At 72.6% G+C, this 26363-nt stretch carries 26 protein-coding genes and 1 tRNA gene; 7 read left to right on the forward strand and 20 right to left on the reverse strand.

Annotated elements, in window-relative coordinates:
• Positions 1-4: 4 nt before the first annotated feature.
• A complete protein-coding gene (locus tag ABT238_RS00560) occupies positions 5-544 on the reverse strand; it encodes a VOC family protein (protein WP_350558697.1) in 540 nt (179 codons plus the stop codon).
• Positions 545-759: 215 nt separating this feature from the next.
• Between ABT238_RS00560 and ABT238_RS00565 the strand changes: the two genes are divergently transcribed.
• Positions 760-1965: a serine hydrolase domain-containing protein gene (locus ABT238_RS00565; protein ID WP_350755034.1), complete on the forward strand. Its 1206-nt coding sequence runs from the start codon at positions 760-762 to the stop codon at positions 1963-1965.
• Positions 1966-2076: 111 nt separating this feature from the next.
• Here the strand turns inward: ABT238_RS00565 and ABT238_RS00570 are convergent, their stop codons facing one another.
• Positions 2077-3027, reverse strand: coding sequence for an aldo/keto reductase (locus tag ABT238_RS00570; RefSeq protein WP_350558691.1), 951 nt, complete (start codon positions 3025-3027; stop codon positions 2077-2079).
• 59 nt (positions 3028-3086) lie between these two features.
• Between ABT238_RS00570 and ABT238_RS00575 the strand changes: the two genes are divergently transcribed.
• Positions 3087-3521: a MerR family transcriptional regulator gene (locus tag ABT238_RS00575; RefSeq protein ID WP_350755036.1), complete on the forward strand. Its 435-nt coding sequence runs from the start codon at positions 3087-3089 to the stop codon at positions 3519-3521.
• A 10-nt stretch (positions 3522-3531) separates the two neighbouring features.
• Here ABT238_RS00575 and ABT238_RS00580 read toward each other — a convergent pair whose 3' ends face one another.
• The 10 genes from ABT238_RS00580 to ABT238_RS00625 form a co-directional block, all read right to left on the reverse strand.
• Positions 3532-4746 carry an acyltransferase family protein gene (locus ABT238_RS00580; RefSeq protein ID WP_350558685.1) on the reverse strand — a complete coding sequence of 405 codons (1215 nt, stop codon included), beginning with the start codon at positions 4744-4746 and terminating at the stop codon, positions 3532-3534.
• Positions 4743-6392, reverse strand: coding sequence for an FAD-binding protein (locus tag ABT238_RS00585; protein ID WP_350755038.1), 1650 nt, complete (start codon positions 6390-6392; stop codon positions 4743-4745). Before ABT238_RS00585 ends, ABT238_RS00580 begins: the two co-directional genes overlap by 4 nt.
• A gap of 45 nt (positions 6393-6437) precedes the next feature.
• Positions 6438-6824: a cupin domain-containing protein gene (locus ABT238_RS00590; protein ID WP_350558678.1), complete on the reverse strand. Its 387-nt coding sequence runs from the start codon at positions 6822-6824 to the stop codon at positions 6438-6440.
• Positions 6821-7621, reverse strand: coding sequence for a cupin domain-containing protein (locus tag ABT238_RS00595; RefSeq protein WP_350755040.1), 801 nt, complete (start codon positions 7619-7621; stop codon positions 6821-6823). The genes ABT238_RS00590 and ABT238_RS00595 overlap by 4 nt, the downstream gene beginning before the upstream one ends.
• Positions 7614-8807 (reverse strand): sedoheptulose 7-phosphate cyclase, encoded by a 1194-nt coding sequence (locus ABT238_RS00600; protein WP_350558672.1) that lies wholly within the window; start codon positions 8805-8807, stop codon positions 7614-7616. The genes ABT238_RS00595 and ABT238_RS00600 overlap by 8 nt, the downstream gene beginning before the upstream one ends.
• A 62-nt stretch (positions 8808-8869) precedes the next feature.
• The gene (locus ABT238_RS00605; protein WP_350559210.1) at positions 8870-10003 is read right to left on the reverse strand and encodes an IS701 family transposase; all 1134 of its coding nucleotides are present in this window, start codon (positions 10001-10003) and stop codon (positions 8870-8872) included.
• 136 nt (positions 10004-10139) lie between these two features.
• Entirely contained in the window at positions 10140-11354 is a 1215-nt protein-coding gene (locus tag ABT238_RS00610; protein ID WP_350558669.1) for an IS701 family transposase, read from the reverse strand.
• A 253-nt stretch (positions 11355-11607) separates the two neighbouring features.
• Positions 11608-12222 (reverse strand): TetR family transcriptional regulator, encoded by a 615-nt coding sequence (locus ABT238_RS00615; RefSeq protein WP_350755043.1) that lies wholly within the window; start codon positions 12220-12222, stop codon positions 11608-11610.
• 143 nt (positions 12223-12365) lie between these two features.
• Positions 12366-13466, reverse strand: a complete 1101-nt coding sequence (locus tag ABT238_RS00620) for an NAD-dependent epimerase/dehydratase family protein (protein ID WP_350755045.1) — start codon at positions 13464-13466, stop codon at positions 12366-12368.
• On the reverse strand, positions 13463-14092 hold the full coding sequence (locus ABT238_RS00625) for a ScbR family autoregulator-binding transcription factor (protein WP_350558660.1): 630 nt from the start codon (positions 14090-14092) through the stop codon (positions 13463-13465). Before ABT238_RS00625 ends, ABT238_RS00620 begins: the two co-directional genes overlap by 4 nt.
• A 125-nt stretch (positions 14093-14217) precedes the next feature.
• On the opposite strand from ABT238_RS00625, the gene ABT238_RS00630 reads away from it, so the two are divergent.
• Positions 14218-15243, forward strand: coding sequence for an AfsA-related hotdog domain-containing protein (locus ABT238_RS00630; RefSeq protein WP_350558657.1), 1026 nt, complete (start codon positions 14218-14220; stop codon positions 15241-15243).
• A gap of 78 nt (positions 15244-15321) precedes the next feature.
• On the opposite strand, the gene ABT238_RS00635 is transcribed toward ABT238_RS00630, so the two are convergent.
• The 5 genes from ABT238_RS00635 to ABT238_RS00655 form a co-directional block, all read right to left on the reverse strand.
• Complete coding sequence (locus tag ABT238_RS00635) at positions 15322-16707, reverse strand: YDG/SRA domain-containing protein (RefSeq protein WP_350755047.1); 1386 nt, start codon at positions 16705-16707, stop codon at positions 15322-15324.
• 252 nt (positions 16708-16959) lie between these two features.
• A tRNA-Pro gene (locus ABT238_RS00640) sits at positions 16960-17033 on the reverse strand.
• 101 nt (positions 17034-17134) lie between these two features.
• The gene (locus ABT238_RS00645; protein ID WP_350755049.1) at positions 17135-18079 is read right to left on the reverse strand and encodes a metallophosphoesterase; all 945 of its coding nucleotides are present in this window, start codon (positions 18077-18079) and stop codon (positions 17135-17137) included.
• 84 nt (positions 18080-18163) lie between these two features.
• The gene (locus ABT238_RS00650; protein WP_350755051.1) at positions 18164-18598 is read right to left on the reverse strand and encodes an SRPBCC family protein; all 435 of its coding nucleotides are present in this window, start codon (positions 18596-18598) and stop codon (positions 18164-18166) included.
• A gap of 4 nt (positions 18599-18602) precedes the next feature.
• Complete coding sequence (locus ABT238_RS00655; protein WP_350755053.1) at positions 18603-19217, reverse strand: CGNR zinc finger domain-containing protein; 615 nt, start codon at positions 19215-19217, stop codon at positions 18603-18605.
• 94 nt (positions 19218-19311) lie between these two features.
• Between ABT238_RS00655 and ABT238_RS00660 the strand changes: the two genes are divergently transcribed.
• Complete coding sequence (locus tag ABT238_RS00660; protein ID WP_350558645.1) at positions 19312-19767, forward strand: GatB/YqeY domain-containing protein; 456 nt, start codon at positions 19312-19314, stop codon at positions 19765-19767.
• A 169-nt stretch (positions 19768-19936) separates the two neighbouring features.
• On the opposite strand, the gene ABT238_RS00665 is transcribed toward ABT238_RS00660, so the two are convergent.
• The gene (locus tag ABT238_RS00665) at positions 19937-22282 is read right to left on the reverse strand and encodes a transglycosylase domain-containing protein (RefSeq protein WP_350755055.1); all 2346 of its coding nucleotides are present in this window, start codon (positions 22280-22282) and stop codon (positions 19937-19939) included.
• Positions 22283-22705: 423 nt separating this feature from the next.
• Between ABT238_RS00665 and ABT238_RS00670 the strand changes: the two genes are divergently transcribed.
• The gene (locus ABT238_RS00670) at positions 22706-23029 is read left to right on the forward strand and encodes a WhiB family transcriptional regulator (RefSeq protein WP_344338874.1); all 324 of its coding nucleotides are present in this window, start codon (positions 22706-22708) and stop codon (positions 23027-23029) included.
• Positions 23030-23151: 122 nt separating this feature from the next.
• On the opposite strand, the gene bagB is transcribed toward ABT238_RS00670, so the two are convergent.
• Both bagB and bagA read right to left on the reverse strand, forming a co-directional pair.
• The gene (bagB, locus tag ABT238_RS00675) at positions 23152-24288 is read right to left on the reverse strand and encodes an ATPase BagB (RefSeq protein WP_350559207.1); all 1137 of its coding nucleotides are present in this window, start codon (positions 24286-24288) and stop codon (positions 23152-23154) included.
• 98 nt (positions 24289-24386) lie between these two features.
• A complete protein-coding gene (bagA, locus tag ABT238_RS00680; RefSeq protein ID WP_350558639.1) occupies positions 24387-25463 on the reverse strand; it encodes an ATPase BagA in 1077 nt (358 codons plus the stop codon).
• A 200-nt stretch (positions 25464-25663) separates the two neighbouring features.
• Here bagA and sp36 point away from each other — a divergent pair, with 200 nt between their 5' ends.
• Both sp36 and ABT238_RS00690 read left to right on the forward strand, forming a co-directional pair.
• Positions 25664-25822, forward strand: coding sequence for a Sp36 family protein (gene sp36 / locus ABT238_RS00685; RefSeq protein ID WP_350541473.1), 159 nt, complete (start codon positions 25664-25666; stop codon positions 25820-25822).
• Entirely contained in the window at positions 25819-26283 is a 465-nt protein-coding gene (locus tag ABT238_RS00690) for a RidA family protein (RefSeq protein WP_350558636.1), read from the forward strand. Before sp36 ends, ABT238_RS00690 begins: the two co-directional genes overlap by 4 nt.
• The last annotated feature ends 80 nt before the right edge of the window (positions 26284-26363 follow it).

Here is a 26363-nt window from a genome sequence, read left to right on the forward strand (position 1 = left end):
GTCGTCAGCTCTCCGGCCAGTGCTCGGTGGGGAGGTAGAGGCGGGTTTCGGTGGCGTCCTCGTACGGCATTCCCTCGGGCATGTTGATGAGCTCCATGCTCATGCCCCAGGGGGTGGTGAAGTAGACCCAGCGGTCGCCCTTGATCGGGCCGTCCTCGATGGTCTCGGGGTCGCCGAGGACGGTCACGCCGGGGACCTCGCGCAGGTGGTCGGCGGCCTTGTCGACGTCGTCCACGTAGATCGCGAAGTGGTGTCCGCCGACGTCGCTGTTGCGCGGCTGCTCGCGGTCCTGGGCGGGGGCGGTGTACTCGAAGAGCTCCAGGTTGGCGTTGGGGCCGAGGCGGAGCATGGCGATGTTCGCCGAGGCCCGCGGGTCCACGCCGAGCTTGCGCGCCATCCAGTCGCCCTCCGGGTCCTCGACCGGGCCGAGCCGGTAGGCGAGCTCGGCGCCGATGACGTCGACGAAGAAGTCGACCGCCTGCCGGAGGTCCGGCACGGTGTAGGCGATGTGGTGCACCGCCCGGGCGCCCGGAATCTTGGCCATGGGAATCCTCTTTCGTCCGTTCCCGGGCCGGCGGGGTTCCGCCGGCCGATCCGAGAATGGGCCGCCGTGGCACCGGGTGGCAACGCACGGCGGAGGACTTTGTCAAGGTGCCGAACCGGGGCCCCGGGTATTCACGGTTTCCGGTCGGCTGTGTTCTGCTGTCGGCCCGATAACGGTTTCCCTTCACGTCGTGAATTCGAGCGGAGTTGGTACAGATGACGATCACGTCGACGGCCGCGGTGCGCGTCGCCGGCCATGCCGCCCCGGGCTTCGAGCGGGTCCGCGAGGAGTTCGAGCGCAACCTCCTCGAACGGGACGACCTGGGCGCCGCGTTCTCCGTCCACCGCGGCCGGGAGGTCCTGGTGGACCTCTGGGGCGGGACGGCCGACCACCTGACCGGTGCCCGCTGGGAGCGGGACACCCTGCAAACGATCTTCTCCGGCAGCAAGGGCATCACCGTGACCGCCCTGCTCAGGCTGGTCGACCGGGGCGGGATCGAGCTGGACCGCCCGGTCTCCCACTACTGGCCGGAGTTCGCGGCCGAGGGCAAGGGCGGGGTGACCGTCCGCGAGGTGGTCACCTTCACCGGCCGGCTGCCCGGCACCTGGACCCCGGTCACCCAGGACGACGCCAACGACCCGCTGCTGATGGCCCGGCTGATCGCCGCCCAGCCGCTGGAGAGCGACCCGCGCGCCGAGGGGATCCTCTACGGGCCGCTGTCGGCCGGCTGGATCGTCGGGGAGCTGGTCCGCCGGGTGGACGGCCGCCCGCTGGACCGGTTCTTCCGCGAGGAGATCGCCGTCCCGCTGGACCTCGACATCCACTACGGCACCGGCCCGGCCGACTGGCCCCGGCTCGCCCGCACCACCTACGGCCGCAACTTCCTGCCCCAGTTCACCGGCTTCTTCCACAGCGACGACCCGCTGACGCGGCGGATCTGGCAGAACCCCCAGCCGTTCCCGGACGACGAGGGCCTCTGGGGCCGGCCGGAGCGCCGCTCCGCGCTGATCCCGGCGATCAACGTCAGCGGCACCGCCCGGGCCTTCTCGGCCTTCTACGGGATCCTCGCCGAGGACGCCCGCCGACCGCTGGACGACGAGCCGCTGCTGCTCTCCCGCCGCCTGCTGGACGGGGCCCGCGGGGTGTACGCCCGCAAGACCGACCAGCTGATCGACGTGGTGATGGCGTACGGCGGGGGCGGCTACCGGCTGCGGACCGCCGAGCGGCCCGGCCCGGACGGCGAGACCTTCGGCCACGACGGTGGCGGCGGCTCGGCGAACCAGGCCTGGCCCCGGGCCGGCCTCGGCGTCTCGTACGTCATGAACCGGCTGATCGCGCTCGGTCCGGACGACAGGCGGGCCGGCTCGCTGCTCAAGGCACTGGCCGCCGACGTGACCGACCTGGGCCTGACGGACCGGTGAGGCCGCGGGCGCCGGGGCCCGGCAGGGGAAAGGGCCCCCACGGGGGAGGGGGCCCTTTCCGGATCGGGGACCGGCCCGCCCGGCGGAGCAGGCCGCCGGGCGGGGCGCCGGTCACTCGCCCGCCGCGGCCTCGGCCTCGGAGGCCTCGGCGGCCCTGGCGGCCTCGGCGGCGGCGATGCCGTCCAGGCGGGCGTACTGCTCGTCGTTCAGCTCGACGGCCAGCGCGCCCAGGTTCTCCACCAGGTGCTTCTCGGACGTGGTGCCCGGGATCGGCAGGATGTTGGGCGAGCGGTGCAGCAGCCAGGCGAGCGCGGTCTGCGCCGGGGTGGCGCCGATCTCGCGGGCGACCTCGGTGACCGGGCTGTCCTCGCCCGCGTGGCCGCCGATGGCGATCGGGAAGAACGGCATGAACGCGATGCCGCGCTCGGCGGTGAAGTCGACCACCGGGTCGTGCTGGCGGGTGGCCAGGTTGTACCAGTTCTGCACGGTGGCGATCGGGGCGATCTCCAGCGCCTGCCGCAGCTCCTCGACGGTGACCTCGGAGAGGCCGATGTGCCGGACCTTGCCCTCGTCCTGCAGCTGCTTGAGCGCGCCGATCTGGTCGGCCAGCGGCACCTCGGGGTCGATCCGGTGCAGCTGGAGCAGGTCGATCCGCTCGACCCGCAGCCGGCGCAGGCTCAGCTCGGCCTGCTGGCGGATGTACGCGGGGTGGCCGACCGGGACCCACTCGGAGGGGCTCGGGCGGGTCATGCCGACCTTGGTGGCGACCACGACGTCCTCGGCGTACGGGTGCAGCGCCTCGGCGATCAGCTCCTCGCTGCCGCCGAGGGCGTAGGAGTCGGCGGTGTCGATGAGCTGGACGCCGTTCTCGACGGCGGCGCGCAGCACGTCCAGGGCGGCGGAGCGCGGGGTGGGGGCGTGCCAGACGACGGCCTCGGTGGGCTTGATGTCGGGGGTGTCGGCCAGGCGCATGGTGCCGTAGCCGATCCGGCGGACCGTCAGATCGCCGCCGAGGGCGAAGGTCTGACGGTCGATCTGGGCGGTGATCTCGGTGTTCGTCATGCCGGTCACGGTACAATCTCCCATTCGTGTGAGATTCAAGGGGATGTGAGGGGTGTCACATGCGGATCGGTGAGCTGGCGGCGCTGACCGGGGTCAGCGTCCGCCTGCTGCGGTACTACGAGGAGCAGGGCCTGCTGGAGGCCCGTCGGCCGGAGGGCGGGCACCGCCGGTACGGCGAGGACGCACCGGCGGTGGTCCGCAACATCCGGGCCCTGCTGGGGGCGGGGCTCTCCACCAGCGCCATCCGGGACGTGCTGCCCTGCGTGGGCGGCGACGGCACGGTGGCCCCCTGCATGCTGGAGGTGCTGGAGCAGCGGCTCGACCTGCTCGACCGGCAGCTGCTGGCACTCGGGGCGAGCCGGGCCGCGTTGGCGGGGATCGTCGCGGTGGCCCGGCGGGAGGCCGAGGTGGCCGAGCCGGTCGAGCCGGTGGAGGTGGTCGAGCCGGTGGAGGTGGTCGAGGTGGCCGAGACGGCCGTGCTGGTGCCGGCCTGAGGCGGCCGGTCTAGCGTGCCGCTCCGCTGCCCACGACCGGGGCGGTGCCGGCGACCGGGGCCGGTTCGGCCTGAACGGCCGCTGCGGTCCCGCCCCGACGGGAGGTGGCCTTGGCGGACCGACCCCATCGACGCATCACCGGCACCTCGACCAGGCGGTACAGCGCCCAGCCGAAGCCGATGCTCAGCGCCAGGGTGATCCCCATGACCCCCAGGGCACCGGGGGTGCTCCAGGTGTTCGCGCCGGCCGATCCGGTCGCCGCGAGGCCGAGCGGTCCGTACTGGATGACCAGGAAGTGGACCATGTAGAAGGCGAAGGAGACCTCGCCGAGCCAGACCATGGTCCGGCCGGCGAACGGCGTCCCCACCCCGGCGGCGTCCCTGGCGGCCACCGCCGCGATCAGCAGCCCGACCGGCAGCGCGGTCGGCGCGGCCATGCCCCAGGCGTCCGGCAGCGTGATCATCAGCGCGTACCCGGCGGCGGTGAGCAGCGCCGCCACCGGCCAGCCGATGGCCATCCGGCGCCCGGTCCGGACGATCCGTGCCAGCAGGATGCCGAGCACGAACTCCGGCAGCCGGGCGGCCGGGAGGAAGTAGACGAACCAGTACCGCCAGAAGGAGAGCGGCTGCCAGGGCGAGTTCGGGCTGCCCGGCAGCAGCTGGGCGATCAGCGGCAGCGCGAACAGCACCGCCGTCACCACACCCACCCAGAGCCAGAGCCGCTCCGGGCGGATCCGCCGCACCAGCGGCAGGATCACCGGGAAGCTCAGGTAGAACAGCACCTCGCAGGCGAGCGACCAACTCGGGCCGTTGGTACCGCCGATGACCTCCAAGGAGGGGATCCAGCTCTGCACCAGCAGCAGCGAGGGCACCGTCCCGGCGGTGGTCGGCTCGGTGCCGGCCCGGGCCATCAGCAGCAGCCCGACCAGCCAGGTGACGGCGTGGTTGGGGTAGAGCTTGAACAGCCGGCGGCGATAGAAGGCCGACGGGCGGTCGCCCTCCCGGGCGGACCAGGTGAGCACGAAGCCGCTGAGCACGAAGAAGAACCCGACGCCCAGGAACCCCGCCCGGCTGAGGTAGTCCGACAGGAAGTCGTTCGGCGCGGGGGTGTCGAAGGGCTTGGCCACCGACACGTGGGTCAGGAAGACCAGCAGCGCGGCGATCCACCGCATGCCCGTCAGCGAGGGCAGCCGCGCGAGGTCGGCCGAGGGGCGGGGGGCGCTCACCGGACGCTCCCGGGCAGCCGGATCGACTGGCGGTGACGGAAGAAGTCCTTCGGGTCGTAGGCCTGCTTGACCCGCTGGAGCCTCGGGTAGTTGTCCTTGTAGTACAGCGCGGTCCACGGGACGTCCGAGGTGTTCTGCCGCGGGTCGCCGAGGTCGCGGTCCGCGTAGTTGACGTAGCACCCGTCGGTGACCCGGTTGGAGACCGGGACGCCGCCGGTGTCGGCGTACACCTCGCGGTAGAACTCCCGCAGCCAGGCCGTGTTGGGGGCGTCGTCGGCCGGCGACGTCCAGTAGGTCTGGTAGAGCAGCTTGAAGATCGCGTCGCGCTGGGGCAGCGCGGTGGCGTCGGAGGCGACGGTGTTGATCCGCCCGCCGAAGGAGACCACGGCCAGGCCGCCCTTCGGGTTGGTGTAGTCGGTGCGGGTCAGGTGCTTCCAGATCGCCGCGATCTGGTTCTCCGGGAAGCTCTTCTTCATGTACGCCGACTTGTGGCCGGCCCGCAGCTGCGGGTTGGTCTGCGAGGCGTCCATGGTGCCGAGGTACTTGACCGCCTTGAGCCACGGCAGCCGGACGACGTCGCCGGTGTGCGGCACGCCGAGCGCGTCGCTCAGCCCCTGGACGAAGTCCTTGGCGCACTGCTCGGCCTGCGGCACGTCGCCGTTGACCTGCAGCAGCAGCACCAGGCTGCCGGAGACCTTGTGGTTCAGGAACAGCCAGCTGGTCAGGCCGGTGTGGACCGGGTCCGGGCCGCTGTTCTGCTCGAACCAGCTGCCGTAGGCGCGGATCATGTTCGCGAAGCCGGTGCGGGTGATGTTCTCCCAGGACCAGCTCGGGATGGCGATCAGCACCTCGGCCGGCGGCTTGGGCAGCTGGTCGGAGGGGTCGCTGCCGGTGGCGTCCGGCGAGCGGAACCAGTACCGGGTGACCACGCCGAAGTTGCCGCCGCCACCGCCGGTGTGGGCCCACCAGAGGTCGCGGTGCGGGTCGTTCGGCTCGCGGGTGGCGACGATCGCCCGGGCCCGGCCGTCGGCGCCGAGGGTGACCACCTCGATCGCGTGGAGGTGGTCGACCACCAGGCCGTGCTTGCGGGACAGGTTGCCGTAGCCGCCGCCGGTGACGTGCCCGCCGACGCCGACCGCGTAGCAGACGCCGCCCGGGACGGTGACGCCCCAGCCCTCGTACAGGGTCTGGTAGACCTTGAGCAGGGTGGCGCCGGCCTCGACCTCGAACGCCCGGCGGCCCGGGTCGTAGCCGACCGCGTCCATGAGGTTCATGTCGACGACGATCTCGACCTCGGCGTTGTAGACGAAGTCCTCGTAGCAGTGGCCGCCGCCGCGGATGGTGAGGCGCTGGTTCCGGTCGGCCGCGTCCTGGACGGCCTGCACCACCTGGGCGGTGGTGCGCGGCAGCCGGATGCCCTTCGGGCGGGCCTCCCAGCGCGGGTTGAAGCCGGACGTCAGGTCGGCGTAGCGCGGCTGGTCGGGGGTGACGGTGATGAGGTCCCCGCCCCGGACCGCTCTGGACGCCGGGTCGGTGGTGTCCTCCGCGGCGGCACGGGCGGCCGGGACGAGCAGCCCGCCCGCCGTGGCGGTGCCGACGGTCGCCCCGGCACCCGCCACGAACGTGCGGCGACTGAGATTGCGCATGGAACTCTTCCCACTTCCTGGTTCAGGGGTTCGGATGCCGGGTGGTCAGTCGAGCCGGGGGACGCGGGCGGGGAGGGCGGTGCTCAGCGCGCGCGGCAGGACGCGGGTGCTGAGCAGGCGCAGGCCCTCGGGGCCGGCCGTCACGGTGACCTCGGAGTCGTGCGGGGCGAGCACCAACGAGCCCTCGGTGAGCGGCAGTTCGTCGGGTCCGCGGCCGGCGGTGCCGGTGCCGGAGAGGACGAACAGGGCCTCCTCGACGCCGTCCCGGGCCTCGTGGACCAGGCGCTCGCCGGGCGGCAGCCGCCACAGGTCGAAGGTCTCCGTCTCGCTGTGCAGCATGCCCCGGCGGGCCAGGCAGGACCAGGTCCGCCGGTCGGGGCCGGTGGCCGCCGGGTCGCAGTCCACCGGCCGGAGCGCGCGGCTGACGATCATCGCGCGACCCGCTCCGGGACGGCGAGCTCGGCGTGGAAGAACTCCAGGCCGCCCGCGCCGGCCGTGACCACCGCGTCCGCCCCGAACGGCAGGGTGACCGCCGTCCCGGCCGTGAGCTCCACCACGGTCGCGTCGGCCGCGGCGGTTCCGGAGCCGGTGAGCACGAAGACGGTGTGCTCTCGGGCGTGCGCGCCGAACGCGGCGCTGTCGCCGGCCGCCAGCTCCCGGATCTCCACCAGGCGCAGCGGGCCGGTGAACACGCCGGCCGGGTCGACCGCCCTCTCCTCCCGCAGGTCGTGCAGCCGCATCGTCTCGGTCTTCCTCTCGGTCGGTTCGACGGTCGGGGCGTCGGGGACCAGCCCGTGCAGCACCTCGGAGGTGGCCGGGGCCGGCATCTCGATGACCAGCCACTCCAGGTGCCCCTCGGGGGCGCTGCCGTAGCCGGGGCCGGTGACGCCCGCGGGGGCGCCGGTGTTGCGCAGGCCGTGCACGGTGCCGATCCCGGTGAGCAGCAGGGAACCGGGGCGGGCCGGCCGCACCTCGCCGTTCACCAGGAACTCGCCGTGGCCGCGGAGGATGAAGTAGATCTCCTCGGTGCGGGTGTGGCGGTGCTCGCCGCTCAGGCCGCCGGGCGGGATCCGGGCGACCTCGATCGCCTCGACCTCGGCCTCCAGGTGCTGCCGGCTCGCGAGCGCCTTCCAGTAGGTGAGGCCGGGGGCGCCGTGCACGCCGTGGATCTCGGAGGCGTCCCGGGTGTCCGCGACGATCAGGCCCGCGGGGGCGGAGGCGTCAGACACGGCTGAGCTCCCGGGCGTTGAGCACCCGCAGGTCCTCGACGGCGACGGCGAGCTCCTCGCGGGTCACGTCGTTGACGAAGACCGCGTCGCCGATGCCGACCGGCAGCGGCAGGCGCTGCTGTCCGTCGCGGTGGCGGACGGTGTCCTGGAGCGCGGCGTCGAGCAGCTCGGCGTCCAGCAGCTCGTTCCAGCTGGGCAGTTCGAGCGCGCGCAGGACGGCGAGGACGCGGTCGCGCTGCTCCAGGTCGACCAGGCCGCGGCGCCAGGCGAGCAGGGTGGTGAGCGCCATGTCGACGGCGACCGCCTCACCGTGCAGCAGGGCGGGCAGGGCGCGCATCTCCAGGGTGGGGGAGAAGGTGTGGCCGTAGTCGACGATCCGCTCCAGCTCGGCCTCCCACAGGTTGGGCTGGAGCTCCTCCAGCATGCCGTGGATGGCGCGGCGCAGCACCTCGCCGGCCGGGTCGCCGCCGCGGGCGTCCTGGAACTTGCGCTCGATCAGCGCCGGGCCGTGCTGCTCCAGCAGGTCGAACAGCCGGGCGTCCTTGATCAGCGCCATCTTCAGGATCTCGCCCATGCCGTTGGCGATGTGCCGGCGCTCGACGGTGGCGAGGAAGGAGCGGTCGAGCAGGGTGAGCACCGGGGCGAAGTAGGTGCCCAGGCGGTTCTTGTGGCCGTTGAAGTTGACGCCGGTCTTCACCCCGACGCCCGCGTCGACCAGGCCGATCAGCGTGGTGGGGACGCGGACCACCGGGGTGCCGCGGCGGTAGAGGTTGGCGACCAGGCAGACGATGTCCATGAGGACGCCGCCGCCGATCACGATGATCGGCTCGCGCCGGCGGTCGAGGCCGAAGGAGTCCAGTGCGACCACGATGTCGGAGGCGGTCTCGAACTCCTTGAGCGTCTCGTCGGCGCGGACCACCTGGAGGAAGTAGTCGACGCGGTGGTGCTCGAAGTAGCGGCGGATCCGCTCGCCGTGCAGGCGGTCGACCTCGGCGTCGATGACCACGAAGCGGCGGTTGCCGCTCCCGGCGGCGGCGGTCTGCTCGATCAGGGCGGTACTGGCCGGGTCGAAGACGCCGTCGCAGACGCGGACCTCGTACTCGACCGGTTTGACCGCGCGCACCCGCCAGGAGTTCGAGGACGGGCTGTAGGTGAGGCCGCTCGGGTGGTTGTCGAAGACAAGCATGTCGGTTTCCCTTGTGAAGGCATGGGTGAATTCGTGGTGCGGTGGTTTCGGTTCGGGGGGAATCAGCAGGAGAAGTGGCGGCCGAGCGCCACCGCGGCGTAGGCCGCCGAGGCGAGCGTCATGTGCCGGTGCCAGCCCTCGAAGGAGCGCCCTTCGAAATCGCGCAGGCCGACCCGTTCGCCGAGGGCGGTGCGGTCCTCCTCGACGCCGCCGGCCATACGGAAGAGCCGGGGGAATTCGGCGGCCCGGTCCGGTTCGGAATCGGTCAGCCAGAATCCGGAGAACGCGGTGGGACGCGCCCCGGACTCCGCGTAGAGGAGGAGTTCGGCCGGGGTGCCCGGCAGGGCGACCCGGACCACGTGCGCCTCGACCCCGGGCGGACCCGAGGCGGCGGCCAGCCGGCGGGCGCCGGCGGAGGCGAACAGCTGGTAGGCGGGCAGGGCGCGGCCGCGGTCACGGGTGGGGGCCGTGACCGGGGTGAGCCGGGTGGTCGGGTCCACCCGGACGGCCACCCGCAGGCCGAGCTCCCGGCCGGTGGCGAACAGTCCGCCCGGCTCGGCCGGGCAGCCGTCCCAGATCAGGGTGGCCGCGGCGGTGGCCGGCAGCCGGTCCGCGAGCGGTCCGAGCAGCGCGGCCTGCCGCTCCAGGGAGTCCCCGGCCGGGCCCGGCCCCCGGTGCTGCCCTCGGTGTCCGTGCGGTCCGGGCGGCTCCGGCCGGAGGGCCCGGTGGGGCGGGTCCGTCAGCTGGAGCTGCCAGTCGACCGGCGCGTTGAGCCGCGGGGCCAGGTACCAGAGGCCGACGGCCTGCTGGGCCCCGGCCAGCTGCCCCAGTTCGGGGACGAACCGGCGGCCGACGCCGACCGTGCGGGTGCCGGACTTCGGGATGAACATCGGCCGGACCAGCCAGGCGCGCGGGGTGCACGCCTCGACCAGCCGGGCGGCCAGGGCCTCCCGGACCGGCGCCCAGGCCCACGGCGAGTTGCGGATGAAGTGGTGCAGCCGCTGGACCGCCCCCGGGTCGCCGAGCGTCCGGGCGATGTTGCTGATGGATTTCCGGCCGGCCGTGCCGAGGAGTCCGCGCAGGTATTCCTCGGCCTTGATCCGGTAGTCGGCCCGGTCGAACGAGGCGAAGAGCTGCTCGCCGAGAATTCCCGGGAATGCTTGGACCAGCGGGTCCGTGGCGGCCGCCGCGCTCATGGTGCTCACCTCCTCTCCGGTTGCGCCGGTTTCCGCCGGTTGTTCCGGTGATTTCTCCGGCATTGGAATCATCGGTCCGGCGGGGATTTCCGGTCAATGCGATTCGGACGTCTTCGGCAAGTCGTCCGGGCGGTTATCAGGCGGAATTCCGGAGGCTTTCCCGGATGATTTCCTGGGCGCTCGCGGGCAGGTCGGGGCCCCGCAGTCCGCGGTCGGGCGAGTGGCCCGCCGCGGGGCCGAGCGAGCGGCTCAGCGAGTACGCGGCCGAGACCAGCGTCATGTGGTGGTGCCAGCCGGTGAACGAGCGGCCGGAGAAGTCGAGCAGGCCGAAGTCCGAGCCGAGCCGGTCCACCGTGGTCCGGGTGGCCCTGGCGGCGTTCAGCAGGGCGAGCACGCCCGGGGCGTCCTCGGTCAGATCGGTGAGCCAGTACCGGCGCGGTCCCGCCGGCCCGCCGCCGTGCGCCCAGAGCCGGTGCACCGGCGTGCCGTGCGGACCCGGCGGGCCGGGCAGCAGGACGGGCGCGCCGCGCAGCACCGGTTGCGGGGCCCCGGGCGTCCGCGGCCGGCGGTGCGGGAACAGGGCCTCGGCCGTCGTGGTGTCCTGCCGCACCCGCCCGTGCCGTCCGGTGGTGGCCTGCAGCACCGGCCGGACGGCCTGGCCGCCGCGGACCTCCAGCAGGTACGGGACGGAGCGCCGGGCGAGTGCGCCGGCCAGCCGCAGCGGTTCGTCCGCCACGCCGAGGTCGGCGACCAGCGGGGCGACCGGGAGCAGGGCGCGGAGCCGGTCGACCATCCCGAGCAGCAGTTCCCCGGCCGCGTAGGGCGCGAGGCCGTCGGGTATCCGGGCACGGCCGCGCCGCTGCGGGTCGTCCGTCCAGCTCGGGTCGAGCAGCAGTGACCAGTCCACCGGGACGGCGTCCCGGTCGGTGGCGACGAACAGCCCGGGCGCGGCCTGGCACTTGAGGGTGCGGCCGGCGTCCGGGACGAACCGGCGGTGGACGCCCACCGCCTGGTCGCCGCGCTTGGGGATGACCGCCAGGCTCGCCGTCCAGGCGCGGACCGGGCGGTCGCCGGCGGCGGCGCGGGCCAGCACGCGGCGGGCCGGGCGCCAGTCCCAGGGGCTTCCGTTGATGAACTGCTGGAGCGAGAGCGAGGCGGTGGCCGCCGTCGGTCCGGTCGCCAGGCTCGCGGCCATGTTCGACAGTGACTTGCGGCCGGGCGCGGCCAGCAGTCCGTGCAGGTAGGCCCGGGCCCAGCGGCGCTGGTCTATCCGGGTCAGGTGGGCGAAGACCTGCTCGGCGAAACGGGAGACCGCGGCTTCGCCGGCCGGTGACAGGGGTTGCGCGTCCATGGGAGCTCCCCGGGATCGTGTGGTGCCGTGAGGTTCCGTCAGCAAAAGAATAGCGAACGATCTCTTTGTTTTTGACTCCCATGCGGGCGCCGGTCCGGTTTTGGCAAGTCCCGGTGGCCGCTGGCCGCTGGCCGCCGGCCGGCGCCTGATGCCCGGTGCCCGGCGCCCGGAGAACGCGCCACCGCCCGCACCGGCGTCGAACGGCCGGTACGGGCGGTGGGCCGACCCTGCGGTCGGGGTGTGGAGCCGCTGGTCAGCGGGGTGCGCCGGGGGCCGGCGGGCCGGCCACCGCGCGGCGCCAGAGCCGTCCGAGCCGCTGGTGGACCTCCGCGCGTTCGGCCGGATCGTCGCCGTCGAGGGTGACGACTCCGCGCCGCAGGGCCTCGGCGCCGACCACCAGGCAGTGGGCCAGCACCTCCAGGTCGGCGCCGTCGGGGCCGGTGCCGGTACCGGCCCCGACAGCGCGCTCGCGGGCCAGCCGGTCGCGCAGGTCCGGGCTCCAGCCCGCGTGCCAGTTGCCGGCCGACTCCGGCTGCTCCCAGGTGAGCCGCGCGGCTGCCCGCACGCTCGGCTCCTCCTCCAGCAGCCGGGTGAGGGTGTCCAGCAACTCGGCGACACCCGCGCCGGGTTGCCCGTCCGCACCGGAGGTACGGGCGACCGCCGCCCGGGTGAGCGCCGTCGCCTGTGCGCGGACCGCGTCCGCCAGGGCGGCCTTGGACGGGAAGTGGAAGGTGAGCGCCCCCATGGTGACCCCGGCGCTCTGGCTGACCCGAGCCAGCGAGGTGCCCGCGTAGCCGTGCCGGTCGAACTCCGTGGCCGCGGCGCGCAGCAGTGTCCGGTGGGTCTGCTGGGCGCGTTCCTGTCTCATCGCGCACCGCCGGCCGGGCCGGGTTCGGGGAGGTCCGCCGCCGGGGCGGTCGGAGGGTGGGGGTGGACGAACCACATGGTCGGCGTGGCTCCTTCGCGCGGTCGGGGCGTGCCGGCGCGTACCGGCCCGGTGACACGGCGACGTTACGCTCCGGCGTGATGCATACGCACGGTATCCGCCGGATCCCCCGTCGGCTTTGGCACTTCCTTGGTAAATGCCCGAAAAGGCAAGGGGGTTGGCGCAAATCCGGGGCTCCCGTCCGCGGCTGCGGCGAGGTGCGCGCGGTACCAGGGCGCGGCCTCGGCGAGCCGGTGCAGCGGTCCGGGGCCGGGGTCGGTGCCGGCCAGCCGCCAGATCGGCCCGGCGGCGTACCAGTGGTGACGGGCCATCAGCTCCAGCTGTCGCTCGCCGAACACCCCCGGGACCCTGCGGAGTTCGGCGGCGCAGCGCTCCCAGGGCCAGTCCGCGTCGGGTACCGGCGGAAGCACGTCGTGCTCCGCGAGCGCCGCCAACAGCCCCGCGATGGTGACGGGGTGGGGATGGCCGGCGTGGTACACCCCGGCCGGGACCGTGGGCGGCTCCGGGGCGAGGGCGAGGTCCGCGACCAGCCGGGCCAGGTCGCTCACCGCGACCAGCGAGAGCAGCGCCCCGCCGCCGTCCCAGCGGGCCGGCACCCGGCGGAGCAGGTCCGCCAGGCAGGGCACCACCCAGCGGTCGCCGGCGCCGAGCACCAGCGGCGCCCGCAGCACCACCGCCCCGGCGTCCAGCGCCGCCCGCTCGCCGGTCAGCCGGGTGCGGCTGGCCGCCGAGACGGGCGCGGGCGCCACCTCGTCCACGCCGATGCCCCGGTGCGGGCCGGTGCCGTAGACCGCGCAGGTGGAGAGGTGGGCGATCCGGCCGACCCCGGCCCGGCCGGCCTCGGCCAGCAGTGCCCGGGTGCCGTGCACGTTGACGGAGGCGCACTCCTGCTCCGGGCCGCCGACCAGCGAGGCCAGGTGGATCAGCACGTCGGCGCCGTCGGCCGCGCCGCGCAGCGTCGCCGGATCGGCGAGGTCCGCCGCGACCGGGACGGTCCCGGCCGGCGCGAAGGAGCGGGTGAGCGCCCGGATCTCACCGACGCCGGGCCGGGCGCGCAGCTCGGCCAGGACGGCGGAGCCGATGAAGCCGCCGGCCCCGGTCAGCAGGACGGCGGGCCCGTCCGCGCCCGTTCGCCGCCCCCTGGTGTTCCCCCGTGCCCCGGTCATGCCGACTGCCCCCGGCGCTCCAGGAGGACCGCGCGCAGCTCCTCGACCACCGGCGCGGGTGCCATGCCGGGCAGCAGGAACCACCACAGCTGGACGATCCGCTCCGGCAGGTCCGCGCGCCCGGTGCGCAGGTGGGACATGATCTGCGAGCCGGTGTAGGCCGCGACCAGCACCTGGGCGAGCTCCTCGATCACGACGTCGTCGAGCAGTTCGCCGGCCCGCCGGGCGGCCTCCAGCTCGGCGCGGAACTGCTCGGCCCACATCTCGTACGGGCTGAAGTCGCGCAGTCCGAGCTGCCCCTGCTCGACGGCGAGGGTGACGCCGGCGCGCAGCAGCACGTTGCCCTGCAGCTCGTCGGCCAGGTAGAGGTTGAGCCCGATGAGCTGGCGCAGCCCCTCCGGCTGCTCCGGGAGCTCCAGGTCGGAGGCCTGCTCGTCGATGACCGCCTTGGCGAGGTCCTCCTTCGACTTGAAGTGGAAGTACATCGCCCCCTGGGTGGTCCCGGCCCGGTTGATGATCTTGCTGACGCTGGAGCCGCTGAAGCCGTACTCGTCGAAGATCTGCGCGGCGGCCCGCAGGATGGTCTCGCGGGTGCGTACGGCTCGTTCCTGCTTGGCTCTTGCCACGAGTCACTCCAAACGCCTCGACAAACAAAAAGAACGACCTCTATGTTATTCGCCATGGAGCCCCGCGTACACACCGGAGCGCCGATCTTTCACCTTGCCTGTGGCCACTCTGGGGGAGTGCATCCATGTTTCGCACAGACCACAGCACCACCATGACCAGCTCGCTCGACGCGGCCATGACCGGCGTGCCGGTGACCGTGCCCAAGGAGTACGTGCACAAGCGGGCGGCCGAGGAGGTGCTGCTGACCGCCTGGGAGCAACTCGCCGAGGACTCCTACCGGATCACCGCCCGGTGGCCGCGCGACCACCGCGCCTACGGCGTCCGCAACGGCTACCACGACCCGATGCTCCTGGTGGAGACCATCCGTCAGACCTTCCCGCTGCTCTCGCACGTGGCGTTCGGCGTTCCGCTCGGCCACCAGCTGATCTGGGACCACTTCGGCTACGCGCTCATCCCGGGCGGCCTGTGGGCTGGCGCCCGGGACGCGGTCCCGCGCCAGCGCGCCGCCGGCGACAGCGCCCCCGCCCGGCGTGCCGGCGGGGCCGACGACGAGGTGCGGATCGACGCCGTCTGCCAGGACGTGGTCCGCCGCGGCAACCGGGTGGCCGCGCTGACGCTCGCCTACGTGGTCAGCCGGGACGGCGAGCCGATCGCCACCGCGCAGACCCGCTTCACCGTCCAGACCCCGGCGATCTACCGGCGCCTGCGCGCCGACAGGGGCGACGCCGCCGAGATGATGGCCCGCGCCGTCCCGCTGCCCGCGCCGATCCCGGCCGCCCGGGCCGGCCGCGCGGTGCCCCGCGAGGTCGCGCTCTCCGCCACCGGCCGCGCCCGCCGCTGGCAGCTGCGGGTCGACACCCACCACCCGGTCCACTTCGACCACCCGGTCGACCACGCGCCCGGCTCACTCCTCCTGGACGCCGCCCGGCAGGCCGCACAGGCCCTGCACCACCAGGAGCCGGTGATGGCCGTCGCCATGGAATGCGACTTCACCCGCTACGTCGAACTCGACGAGCCCTGCCTGGTCGAGGTCACCCAGCTCCCCCGCGACCCCGCCCGCCGCGACCGCGTCGGCGTCACCCTCCAACAGGGCCCCCACACCCCCTCCTGCTCCATCATCGTCACCACCACCCCCCTCACCCCCGCCTGACCCACCCTCATCCCAGACCTGCCCCCAGGGGCCCGCTGGCCCCCACCCCGGCGGGCCCCACGCCCCCTGCGGAACCGCTTACTCGTCGACGGGACCGTGCCAGCCCGCTCCCGAGTGGTGGTCACGGTGATACGCGAGATACGCGCGATCGATCTGGTGGTCAGGAACCTCGCGCAGGCGTCCGATGACCGTCCCCGAGGAGCGGTCAGTGACCTTCAGATCGTCATCGATGAGCAGCATGCCGAAGTCGAAGAGGGTGTGGTGGTTCGGGCAGAGGCAGAGCACATTGGCGGCGAGATCCGGGCCGTTGTGCGGCTTGCCGAGCGCTTGTATGTGAGCCGCCTCTGCATAGGGGCGCGTGGGGGAGGTGAGGCGCAGTCCGCAAACCTGGCAGTGAAAGTCGTGCACCTGCTTGACGAAGTTCGCTACCTGAGTGCTCCGGACGATGCGCTTGGCGATGGACTCGACTCGTGAGGGGGCCTCGTTGCCCGCGGGGATTCGAGGGCGGGGGAGCGCTGTCTGGAAGGGCGCTTCCGCCTTCATGAGCTGGACGAGGCGGAAGCGCCACACGAGGTAGTTGGACTGCCCGGGCTCACACCAGGCGTCCTCCACGTGGAAGAGGCCGTCGTAGCGGTAGTCCATCGCGGAAGCGGAGCCAGCCTTGCGGACACCGCGGACGACGCGCACGGGCATGCCCGTGGTGCGACTGGTCATCAGGGCTGCGTTCCCGAGGGTGAGCTCTTGATCCGCGATCTGCTGACCAGAGTCGTTGCGACCTCCCTGGCCCGTATAGATGATGACGTTGCCCAGATCCTCATCGTCCTCATAGCCACCGGACGCGACGATGGATTCCGCTCCGCGATCCTTGGTGCCGCTGATCCCCGCCTGGAGCTGTCGGTGCACATTGGCGTCGTACAGCTCCCTCCGGCTGGAGAAGACCTGCCCGATCGCCACCCCAGGTACCGGCCCGAAGCCATCAAAGACCAGGTTGGCCAGCCCGGTGGTCAACGGCTCGTCAGCGTCCGCCGTATCGAAGAAACGGTTCAGCAGCTGGTCGATCACCCGCTGTCGCGCCTCGGGGTCAGTGGCCATGAGCTTGTAGACGTGCTGGCTGAGTCCACCCCGCGGGTTCTGCTCCTGTACCCAGTGCTTCAACGCTGACCCGCGAGCCGTCGGCACGTCGCCGGTGAAGCCCTTCAGCTCCCACAATCCCGAGCGGCTCAACGCCACGAACGGGTACTCCGGCGAGGGGTCGGAGCCAGGCCGCCCGTATGCTTCGAGCGCCCGCCCGAGATCCTCGTGGACCTCTTCCCATGCGGTGAGTCGTGACCTACCCGACGCCGCACGCCCGATTGCCCACAGCAGCACGATCGGCTGGTGGCGAGCAGGCTGCCCGGAGGAGCGGTCGACCCGCAGCGCATCAATGGCAGCGCAGATCTCATCAGTGCGACTTGCCTGAACCATTGGAGTCTCCTGCTCGGTAGGCGATCTTCGCGGGATGAAACGCATGTAACGAGACGTCGGTTCCGCCCTACCGCTCCCTCGCGTCGACTGAGACGCCATGTGAGCTACGCCATAGATTCGCGGTATGCCGGCATGGGGCCGGTAACCGGTGGCGCGATTGTTCAAGGCCCTGAGGCGTAGTCACTCAGATGTGCATGCATGCACAACAACAGAGGCCCTGCCGGATTTCTCCGGCAGGGCCTCTGCAGTGGGTCGGGGTGGCGGGATTTGAACCCACGGCCTCTTCGTCCCGAACGAAGCGCGCTACCAAGCTGCGCCACACCCCGGTCTTTCTGTTTGTCGCTCCGTCTCCTTCGCGACGAGTAGAACTCTACCGGACGCTCGCCGAGAGACGAAATCCGGTATCTCGGCGAGCGGGGTGGGCGGGTCAGCGGGGGGTCGGGGTGAGGGTGAGGAGGGTGGCTTCGGGCGGGCAGGCGAAGCGGACGGGGGTGTAGCGGTTGGTGCCGCAGCCGGCCGAGACGTGGAGGTAGGAGCGGCTGCCGCCGGCCTGGTGGGTGGAGAGGCCCTTGACCCGCTTGGCGTCGAGATCGCAGTTGGTGACCAGGGCGCCGTAGAAGGGGACGCACAGCTGGCCGCCGTGGGTGTGGCCGGCGAGGATCAGCGGGTAGCGGTCGGCGGTGAAGGCGTCGAGGACGCGCAGGTAGGGGGCGTGCACGACGGCGAGGGAGAGATCGGCGTCGGCGGAGGGGCCGCCGGCGACCTCGCTGTAGCGGTCGCGCCGGATGTGTGGGTCGTCCAGGCCGGTGAACTCCAGGTCGAGGCCGGCGACGGTGAGGCGGCCCCGGGTGTTGGTGAGGTCGAGCCAGCCGGCCGCGTCGAAGCTGTCGCGCAGCTTCTCCCACGGGTTGTGGACGGCGCCGCTGATGCCGCGGGCGGCGGTGCCGTCGGGGTTGTTCATGCCGTGGACGCCGCTGCGCATGGCCTGGAGGTAGCGGGCCGGGTTCCTGCGGGCGGGGCCGTAGTAGTCGTTGGACCCGAAGACGTAGACGCCGGGGAACTCCATCAGCGGCCCGAGCGCGTCCAGGACGGCCGGGACGCCGAGCGGGTCGGAGAGGTTGTCGCCGGTGTTGACCACCAGGTCGGGGCGCAGGCCCGCGAGGCTCTGCAGCCAGCGCTGCTTCTTGCCCTGGTCGCTCACCATGTGGATGTCGGAGACCTGCAGTACCCGGACGGGGCGGGCGCCCCGGGGGAGGACCGGGACCTCGATCCGGCGGAGGCGGAAGGAACGGACCTCGTACCCAACGGAGTAGGCGAGGCAGGCGGCGCCGGTGGCGGCGATTCCGAGGGGAACGGAGTACAGCGGTCGCATCGTTCCATGCTCTCAGACGGCGGATCAGCAGGTGAACTGCCGGTGGTCGCACGGGGACACGGCGCGGGGGCGCACCCGGTCGGCTCAGCCGGCGGCCGGGGCGAGTTCGGCGGCCACCGCGTCCAGGATGGCGCGCCAGTGCGCGCGCCGCCGGATGCGCTCCGCCTCGTCGTGGAGCCGCTCCTGGTGGAAGCGCAGCAGCGTGCCGCCCCGGCCCGGGGTGACCGTGACCTGCACGGTGGTCGCCGCGGACCGCCCGGCGGGCCGCCAGGTGAGCCGGATCCGCGAGCCGGGGCGCAAGCCGCGCAGTTCGCCCGCGGAGCCGTCGTCGGCGGTGACGGGCCCGCCGACCCGGTCGGCGAGGCGGGCCCCGGGGCCGAGCCACAGGGCGAGACCGTCGGGGGAGGTGAGCAGCGACCAGACGGCCTCGGGCGGGTGCGGCAGGGTGCGGGAGACGCCGATCTCCCAGCCGGCGTCCCTGGTGAGTCCGACCGGGCGGCCGGGGGTGGTGGTGTGCACGGGATCACTCCTCGTCCTGTTCGCGCCGGGCGCGCAGGGCCCGGACCTTGTGGCGGTTGCCGCACCGCTCCATCGAGCACCAGCGCCGCCAGCCGGGCCGCGAGGTGTCGACGAAGAGCAGGAAGCAGTTGTCGGCGGCGCACTCGCGGATCCGGTCCGCGGACGGGCCGGTGAACAGCGCTATGGCGTCGCGGGCGACGGTGGAGGCGAGCTGGTCGCCGTCGCCGGGCAGCGGCGGGGCCGCGGTGCCGTCGGGGGCGATCTGCGGGGCGAGCGGGGACCGGGCGGCGGCCCGGTTGAGCACGGCGCGGTCGGCGGGCTCCCCGGCGCCGGGGCCGTGCGCGGCGCGGGCCGCGGTGAGCCGCCAGAGGGCGTCCCGCAGGGTGCGGACGGCGGTGAGCTGGGCGTCGGTGATCCGGACGGCGCCGGGCGGCAGGCCCAGCCGGGACCTCCCGGCCCAGTCGGCGAGGTCGGCGGGCCGGTGCAGCACCTCGTAGCGGGCGTACGGGCCGGGACCGCCGGTGGGCAGCAGCTCCAGGCAGAGCGTGCCGGGGTCGAAGTGGAACCGCGTACCGCCGGGAGAGTGCAGGACCAGGCCGGGGGTTCGCTCGTCGGTCATGTAACCACTTTAATCGGTGTCGGCGGGCCGGCGGAAGACGGGGGCGCGGGTTAATGGTGGGCAGCGGAACGTCGCAGGTGGGAGACTCGGGGCCATGACCACGCTCAAGGAGCAGCTGCAGGAGGACCTCACGGCTGCCATCAGGGACCGGGACGAGCTGCGCTCGTCCACCATCCGGCTCACGCTGTCCGCCGTCACCAGCGAGGAGGTGGCGGGCAAGACCAAGCGCGAGCTCTCCGATTCCGACGTGCTCAAGGTCATCGGCCGGGAGGCGAAGAAGCGCCGGGAGGCCGCCGAGGCGTTCGACACCGCCGGCCGGGGCGAGCAGGCCGCCCGCGAGCGGGCCGAGGGCGAGGTGCTGGCCGGGTACCTGCCCAAGCAGCTGTCGGACGAGGAGCTGGCCGCGATCGTGGCCGCCGCCGTCGCGGAGAGCGGGGCGAGCGGGCCGCAGGGCATGGGCGCCGTGATGAAGCTGGTGCGGCCGAAGGTCGAGGGCCTGGCCGAGGGCGGCCGGGTGGCCGCCGCGGTGAAGTCCGCCCTCGCCGGCTGAGCCGCGAACGGCTGAACGGCGCACGGCTGAACCGCGCACGGCTGAGCCGCGACGCACGCGGCCCACGAACGGCCCACGAACGGCCCACCTACGGGCCGCGCACGCCGAAGGGGCGCCCCCCGAGCCGATCGCTCGGGGGGCGCCCCTCGTCGTTCACCAGGGCGTCCGCTCAGTGGCGCCCGTTGCCGTTCCCGTTCCCGTTGCCGTTCCCGTCACCGCCGCCGATGACGCCCGGCGGGAAGGTGAAGCCGCCGCCGATCACGCCGCCCGCGTTGGTACCGGGGCCGCCGGGGACGGGGTTCTGGGCGGGCGGCGGGTTGCCCGCCGCGTTCGGGTCGGCCGGCGGGGTGGCCGGGGCGGTGGCGTTCGGGTCGATCTTGGGCGCCGGGTCCGGGATGTCGATGGTCGGCAGGGTCTCCTTGGGGGAGCCCTTCAGCGCGCCGTCCATGGCCATCTTCCAGATCGGGCCGGGGCCGGTGGCACCGAAGACGCCGTCGGCGCCGTAGTAGGTGTCACCGATCTTCATGTTCTTCATCTCGACGCCGCCGGTCGGGCCGCCGATCCACACCGCGGTCGCGAGCTGCGGGGTGTAGCCGCTGAACCAGGCGGCCTTCTTCTTGTCCGTGGTACCGGTCTTGCCGGCGATCTGGCGGCCGTCCTCCAGGCCGAGGGAGGCACCGGTGCCCTTCTCGGTCACGTTGAGCAGGACGGTGTTCATCGCGTCGGCGGTCTGCTCGGAGAAGGCCTGGGTGCAGCTGGTCTGCGGGACCTTGACCTCCTTGCCGTCGACCGTGGTGATCTTGTTGATCGCGATCGGCGTGCAGTACTTGCCGCGGGCGGCGAAGGTCGCGTAGACGTTCGACATGGTCAGCGGCGACATCTCCTTGGTGCCCAGGGTGATCGAGGGCACGACCTCCAGCTTGGCGCCGGAGGCGGTGGTGGTGATGCCGAGCTTGTCGAGCATCTGCTTGACGGGGCAGAGCCCCATCTCCTGCTCCATCTGGACGAAGTAGGTGTTGACCGAGAGGGCCATCGCCTGCTTCAGCTCGTAGGGGCCGACCTCGCTCTTGCTCTCGTTCGGGACGTAGCGCTCGTTGCCCTTGTAGGTGTTCTTCCAGGTGCCTTCGCAGGTCTTCATCGTCGGCCACTCGATGCGGTTCTCCGACGGGTACGGCTTGGTGGGCGAGATGCCGTTCTCGAGGGCGGCCGCGGCGATGATCGGCTTGAACGTCGAACCGGGCTGGAAGCCGTTGCCGCCACCCATCGCCGCGTCGACGTTGAGGTTGACCACGGTCTGGTTCTTGGCCGGCTCCAGGCCGTACGGACGGGTCTGGGCCATCGCCAGGATCTTGCCGGTGCCGGGCTCCATCATGGTCGTGGCGGCCGAGACCGGGTCGGTGACCTTGACCTTGCTGGTGACCGCGGCCTGGGCGGCGGCCTGCTTGTCCGGGTCGAGGGTGGTGTAGATGTTCAGGCCGCCCTGGTCCCAGAACTTCTTGCGCTCGGCGGCGTTCTTGCCGAACACCGGGTCCTGCTTGACCACGTGCCGCACGTAGTCGCAGAAGAAGCCCATGCCCGCCTGGGCGGTGATGCAGCCGTTCTGCGGGTCCTTGTACTTCAGGCCCAGCGGGGCGGCCTTGGCCTCCTTGGCCTGGTCGGCGGTGATGTGCTTGTTCTCGACCATCTTGTCGATCACGACGTTGCGCCGCTTCACCGCGTTGTCCGGGAATCGCACCGGGTCGTACTGCGACGGGTTCTGCACCAGGCCGGCCAGGGTGGCGGCCTCGGCGACGGTGAGGTCCTTGTTGGACTTGCTGAAGTAGCGCTGGGACGCCGCCTCGATCCCGTACGCCTGGTGGCCGTAGAAGGTGATGTTGAGGTAGTTGGTGAGGATCTGGTCCTTGGTCAGATCCTCCTCCAGCTTGATCGCGACCTTCAGCTCCTGGATCTTGCGGCCCAGGGTCTTGCGCTGGGCCTCCAGGACGGCGGCCTGGTCGTCGCCGGCCTTCTCGACGTTGACGTTCTTCACGTACTGCTGGGTCAGCGTGGACGCGCCCTGGGAGGCGGTGCCGCTCTCGGCGTTCTTGCTGATCGCCCGGAGCACGCCCTTGAGGTCGACGGCGCCGTGCTCGTAGAAGCGGGCGTCCTCGATGTCGACCTGGGCCTGCCGCATGTACGGCGACATCTGGTCGGCGGTGAGGACGGTGCGGTCGCGCTCGTAGACCTTGGCGATCAGGCCGCCCTTGGCGTCGAAGATCTGGGTGGCCTGGGTGAGCGGCGGGGTCTTGAAGTCGTCCGAGATGTTGGAGAAGCCCTCGGCCGTGTTCTTCGCGGTCAGCCCGAGCGCGCCGACGGCGGGCAGGGCCATACCGGCGAGCAGGACGCCGGAGAGGACGCTGACCCCCAGGAACTTCACTCCGTGTCCCGCGAAGTCGAGCGGTGACCCGCGGCGCTTGCCGCGCGGAGCTCCGGTGTTGCCGGGGGGCGGGGATGCCTGGGGGAGCTTCGGTGCCATGGGGAGAACCCTACGTTGCCGAATGCCGCACACCGGGGCAGGTGTTCGCCTAGGCTTGTCACAAGCTTGCGACAGCTTCGCTGCGTCAGCATCGATCACTCTTGTGAGTGATGAGAATTGCCCGAATTGCCCGCTCTTGGTGGGCTTTTGAGGCAGCTGTAGCCCACTGCACCCCTGTGTCCGGTAGCACTGCGTGACGGCTTGCGTGGCGAGAGTGGCGCCCGTGACCCTGGCAAGGCTTGCGACCTGCGATCACTCCAACGAGTGAGCTGATCGCCACCCATAGTCCAATTGGGTCATTCGAGATTGAGCCCGAAGGGGCTGTTGCAAGCTGTCGTTCTTCCGTAACGTCCTCAACTGGCAACGGTGAATATGCCGTTGCCGCCGTGGGGGAGCCTCGATTCGGGAGAGGACGGCGCCGGCATGGGCTGGGTAGACGACTGGAGTGCGCAGGCCGCCTGCCGCACGAGTGATCCGGACGAACTGTTCGTCCAGGGGGCGGCGCAGAACCGCGCCAAGGCGGTGTGCAGCGGGTGCCCCGTGCGCACGGAGTGCCTGGCGGACGCACTGGACAACCGGGTGGAGTTCGGGGTCTGGGGCGGGATGACCGAGCGCGAGCGCCGGGCGCTGCTGCGCCGTCGGCCGACCGTGATCTCGTGGCGCCGGCTGCTGGAGACCGCGCGCACCGAGTACGAGGCATCGCTGGCCACCGGCGTGATACTGACGGACTACGCCCAGGCGGGCTGAGCCCCTGGCGGGTTCGAGGTGGGCTCACGACGGGCCGAAGGCGGGCTGATCCCCGGGGCGCGCGACGCGCGCGGTCGGTGAGCCCGGGCTGGGGGGCCCGGGCCGGACCGGTGTCCGGGGGTTCAGTCGGCGCAGACGGTGCCGCTGAGCCGTTCGCCGATCGCCCGCAGACCGTCCAGGTCATGGACGTCCCCGGGCAGCGCGGCGACCTCGACGATCGGCACGTCCGGGTAGACCGAGACGAAGCGGTCGCGGGTCCGGCGCTCGCGCACCATCACCTGCATCCGCTCGGCGTGCAGCCGCAGCAGCCCCGCCGCGAGCAGTTCGGCCGCCGGCGAGGCGTGCTCCGAACCGTTCTCCTCCAGCGCCTCCGCCGCGGCCAGCGCCCGTTCGGCGGTCAGCTGGGGCGCGCCCGTCCCGTGCACACGGTTGAGCACCAGGCCGGCCAGCGGCATCCGGTCGGCGGCCAGCCGGTCCACGAAGTACGCCGCCTCGCGCAGCGCGTCCCGCTCCGGCGCGGCCACCACCAGGAACGCCGTGCCCGGTGCCTGGAGCAGTTGGTACGTGCGGTCCGCGCGCTCGCGGAAGCCGCCGAACATCGAGTCCATCGCGCTGACGAAGGTCTGCACGTCGGTCAGCAGCTGGGCGCCGAAGATCTTGCCCAGGGTGCCGGTGAACAGGCCCATCCCGGCGTTCAGGAACTTCATCGCGGACCGGCCGCCGACCTTGGCCGGCGCGGTCAGGATCCGGATCACCTTGCCGTCGAGGAAGGACCCCAGCCGGTTCGGCGCGTCCAGGAAGTCCAGCGCCGAGCGCGACGGCGGGGTGTCGACGACGATGAGGTCCCACTCCTCGGCCGCCCGCAGCTGGCCGAGCTTCTCCATCGCCATGTACTCCTGGGTGCCCGCGAAGCCGGCCGACAGGGACTGGTAGAAGGGGTTCTCCATGATCGCGCGGGCCCGCTCGGGCTCGGCGTGGGCCAGCACGACCTCGTCGAAGGTCCGCTTCATGTCGAGCATCATGGCCTGCAGCTCGCCGTCGCCGCTGACGCCCTTGACGATCCGCGGGGTGTTGTCGAGCTCGGTCAGGCCCATCGACTGCGCCAGCCGGCGGGCCGGGTCGATGGTCAGCACGACGACCTTGCGGCCGCGTTCGGCGGCCCGCAGGCCGATCGCCGCCGCGGTGGTGGTCTTGCCGACGCCGCCGGAGCCGCAGCAGACGATGATCCGGGTCTTCGGGTCGTCGATCAGCCGGTCCACGGCGAGCGGCCGGCCGCCGCCGTTGCCGACGCCCGCACCGCCGCTGCCGGTACCCGCACCGCCGCTGCCGGCGCCGTCGCGCACGCTGTTCCGCCCGCTCACGCTGCCCCCTGACGCTTCAGTTCGCCCGCCAGCCGGTAGAGCCCGCCGAGGTCCACGCCCTCGCCCAGCAGTGGAAGTTCGTAGGTCGGGAGCTTCAGCTGCTGCAGGTCGGCGCGCCGCGCGCGCTCCAGCTCCACCCGCTCGGCGTGCTCCCGGGCCTGCTCCAGCAGCGGGTCGAGCAGCGGATCGACCGCCGCCCGGACGGTCTCCGGTTTGCGCGAGCGGCCGCCGAGGCCGGCCTCGCCGAGGGCCAGCGCGACCTCTTCGCGGTGGTCGCCGTCCACCGCGGCCACCGCCGCCGCGTCCAGCACCGGCGGGCGGACCATGTTGACCAGCACCCCGCCCACCGGCAGCCCGGCCTCGCGCAGCTCGGCGAAGCCGTCGACGGTCTCCTGGACCGGCATCTCCTCCAGCAGGGTGACCAGGTGCACGGCGGTCTCCGGCGACTTCAGCACCCGCATCACGGCCTGCGCCTGGCTGTGGATCGGGCCGATCCGGGCCAGGCCGGCCACCTCGGAGTTGACGTTCAGGAACCGGGTGATCCGCCCGGTCGGCGGCGCGTCCATCACCACCGCGTCGTACCGGCGCCGCCCGTCCGGGCCCTTGCGGCGGGCGGCCTCGCAGGCCTTGCCGGTCAGCAGGACGTCCCGCACGCCGGGGGCGATGGTGGTGGCGAAGTCGACGAAGCCGACCTTCTGCAGCGCCTTCCCGGCCCGGCCGAGCTTGTAGAACATGTCGAGGTACTCGAGCAGCGCCTGCTCGGTGTCGATGGCGAGCGCGTGCACCTCGCCGCCGGCGGCGCCGTCCTCGGCCGGCAGGCCCAGCTGGGCGGGGGTGACCGAGGCGATCCGGCGCTCCTCGTACGGCAGCGCCGCTATGCCGAACAGCTCGGCGATGCCCTGCCGCCCCTCCACCTCGATCAGCAGCGTCCGGTGGCCCCGCGCGGCGAGCGCCAGCGCCAGTGCCGCGGCCACCGTGGTCTTCCCGGTTCCGCCCTTGCCGCTGACCACGTGCAACCGCACGCCCTCCCAGTCGGGATCGCGCCGGGCCGCCTGGCCGGGGGTGCGTGCCACGCTCCGTCTCCGTCCGTCTCCGAGGGCCGGCACCACACGGGTGCCCTTCCGCGAGGGTAACCAGGGACCGCGCCGGATGCCGGGACTACCCCGGGGGCCGGGCCTGAATCATGCCCGGTTTGTGGGCCACTTCACACGCCGGAGCGCGCCCGGGCGCGGACCGTGCCGGTCCGCCGGGACGGAGCGTCTAGAGTCTGGCCATGACCAAGTGGGAATACATGACGGCACCCCTGCTCGTGCACGCCACGAAGCAGATCCTGGACAACTTCGGCGAGGACGGCTGGGAGCTCGTCCAGGTCGTACCGGGCCCGAACCCGGAGCAGCTGGTGGCCTACTTCAAGCGGGAGAAGCAGGCATGAGCAAGGTCGAGGAGAAGCTCGCCGAGCTGGGTCTGACCCTGCCGCCGGTGGCCGCGCCGGTCGCCGCCTACGTGCCCGCGCTGCGCACCGGTGAGTTCGTCTTCACCTCCGGCCAGCTGCCGATGGTGGGCGGCAAGCTGCCGAACACCGGCAAGGTCGGCGCCGAGGTCACCCCGGAGGAGGCCAAGGAGCTCGCGCAGATCTGCGCGCTGAACGCGCTGGCCGCCGTCAAGTCGGTGATCGGCGACCTCGACCTGGTCGAGCAGGTCGTCAAGGTGGTCGGCTTCGTCGCCTCCGCCCCCGACTTCACCGGCCAGCCCGGTGTGATCAACGGCACCAGCGAGCTGCTCGGTCAGGTGTTCGGCGAGGCGGGTGTGCACGCCCGCAGCGCGGTCGGCGTCACCGTGCTGCCGCTGGACGCCCCGGTCGAGGTCGAGCTGCAGGTCCGCGTCCGAGCCTGACCCGGACGCCCGCCGCCCGCGCACCTGCCGGGGGCGGGGTCGGACAACGGATCACCCCTGTCCAACCCCGCCCCCGGGCG

It is taken from the genome of Kitasatospora sp. NPDC001527 (assembly GCF_040298605.1).
Classification (GTDB): Bacteria; Actinomycetota; Actinomycetes; order Streptomycetales; family Streptomycetaceae; genus Kitasatospora.

Bases quoted from the DNA above. Each gene is read 5' to 3' on its own strand.
- ABT238_RS00620 (WP_350755045.1), bottom strand. From the start codon at position 13,466: ATGACCGGGGCACGGGGGAACACCAGGGGGCGGCGAACGGGCGCGGAC.
- ABT238_RS00600 (WP_350558672.1), bottom strand. From the start codon at position 8,807: ATGCTTGTCTTCGACAACCACCCGAGCGGCCTCACCTACAGCCCGTCC.
- ABT238_RS00565 (WP_350755034.1), top strand. From the start codon at position 760: ATGACGATCACGTCGACGGCCGCGGTGCGCGTCGCCGGCCATGCCGCC.
- ABT238_RS00655 (WP_350755053.1), bottom strand. From the start codon at position 19,217: ATGACCGACGAGCGAACCCCCGGCCTGGTCCTGCACTCTCCCGGCGGT.
- ABT238_RS00660 (WP_350558645.1), top strand. From the start codon at position 19,312: ATGACCACGCTCAAGGAGCAGCTGCAGGAGGACCTCACGGCTGCCATC.
- ABT238_RS00590 (WP_350558678.1), bottom strand. From the start codon at position 6,824: ATGATCGTCAGCCGCGCGCTCCGGCCGGTGGACTGCGACCCGGCGGCC.
- ABT238_RS00605 (WP_350559210.1), bottom strand. From the start codon at position 10,003: ATGAGCGCGGCGGCCGCCACGGACCCGCTGGTCCAAGCATTCCCGGGA.
- ABT238_RS00570 (WP_350558691.1), bottom strand. From the start codon at position 3,027: ATGACGAACACCGAGATCACCGCCCAGATCGACCGTCAGACCTTCGCC.
- ABT238_RS00560 (WP_350558697.1), bottom strand. From the start codon at position 544: ATGGCCAAGATTCCGGGCGCCCGGGCGGTGCACCACATCGCCTACACC.
- ABT238_RS00615 (WP_350755043.1), bottom strand. From the start codon at position 12,222: ATGAGACAGGAACGCGCCCAGCAGACCCACCGGACACTGCTGCGCGCC.
- ABT238_RS00585 (WP_350755038.1), bottom strand. From the start codon at position 6,392: ATGCGCAATCTCAGTCGCCGCACGTTCGTGGCGGGTGCCGGGGCGACC.
- ABT238_RS00635 (WP_350755047.1), bottom strand. From the start codon at position 16,707: ATGGTTCAGGCAAGTCGCACTGATGAGATCTGCGCTGCCATTGATGCG.
- ABT238_RS00665 (WP_350755055.1), bottom strand. From the start codon at position 22,282: ATGGCACCGAAGCTCCCCCAGGCATCCCCGCCCCCCGGCAACACCGGA.
- sp36 (WP_350541473.1), top strand. From the start codon at position 25,664: ATGACCAAGTGGGAATACATGACGGCACCCCTGCTCGTGCACGCCACG.
- ABT238_RS00670 (WP_344338874.1), top strand. From the start codon at position 22,706: ATGGGCTGGGTAGACGACTGGAGTGCGCAGGCCGCCTGCCGCACGAGT.
- ABT238_RS00645 (WP_350755049.1), bottom strand. From the start codon at position 18,079: ATGCGACCGCTGTACTCCGTTCCCCTCGGAATCGCCGCCACCGGCGCC.
- ABT238_RS00690 (WP_350558636.1), top strand. From the start codon at position 25,819: ATGAGCAAGGTCGAGGAGAAGCTCGCCGAGCTGGGTCTGACCCTGCCG.
- ABT238_RS00575 (WP_350755036.1), top strand. From the start codon at position 3,087: ATGCGGATCGGTGAGCTGGCGGCGCTGACCGGGGTCAGCGTCCGCCTG.
- ABT238_RS00610 (WP_350558669.1), bottom strand. From the start codon at position 11,354: ATGGACGCGCAACCCCTGTCACCGGCCGGCGAAGCCGCGGTCTCCCGT.
- ABT238_RS00630 (WP_350558657.1), top strand. From the start codon at position 14,218: ATGTTTCGCACAGACCACAGCACCACCATGACCAGCTCGCTCGACGCG.